Genomic DNA, 672 nt, shown 5'->3' with positions numbered 1-672 from the left:
ACTCACCAACGGTGAAAAGCTCTTTGCCTGTTTTCCAACGTAAATGATCAATCCACTCTTGTAGATACTGATATTTAATGTGCTTCACGGCATCCATTCTAAAGCCATCAACGCCTGTCATGTTGATGTACCACTCACCCCAATCTTTCAGCTCTTGTTTAACTTCTGGGTGATCCATGTCTAAATCGGCGTACATTAGGTAGTCGTAATTGCCTTTTTCAGAGCTGACTTCCCAATCCCATGCTTTTCCTTCGCCTTTGAATTTAAAGATCGCTTTTTCTTTGCCGGCGTCATCCCAGTCAACACCGTCAAAGTGATACCAAGTCCAATGGAAGTTCGAGTATTTGTCGTTGCGGCCAGGAAAATTAAACTCAACCCAAGCTTCACTCCATTTGTCGCCCAGCTCAATGTTGCGGTTGTCCCAATCAACGCGCTTGGTATCGACCCACGACTTCCCATCTGCGCCACCTCGGTGGTTAAACACAACGTCGCCGTAAATTTGGATATTGTTGTTGTGTGCGGCATTGATTGCAGAGATGTACTGAGCCTTGGTGCCGTATTTGGTTCGTACTGAGCCTTTTTGGTCAAACTCACCTAAATCGTACATATCATAGACGCCATAACCGACGTCATTACTGCCGCCCGCGCCTTTGTACGCTGGCGGTAGCCAGA

Annotated in this window: 1 protein-coding gene; it reads right to left on the bottom strand. The window is 46.7% G+C overall.

Features of this window, described 5'->3' with window-relative positions; all coding sequences use genetic code 11:
• Nucleotides 1-672: alpha-amylase family glycosyl hydrolase (locus tag R8O11_RS28205; RefSeq protein ID WP_318194997.1), on the bottom strand; the 672-nt coding region annotated here is incomplete at both ends.

The sequence above is a fragment of the Vibrio sp. 1288 genome, assembly GCF_033344475.1.
The sequence above is the reverse complement of the archived record's forward strand: the minus strand, read 5'-3'. Positions and strand labels throughout refer to the sequence as shown.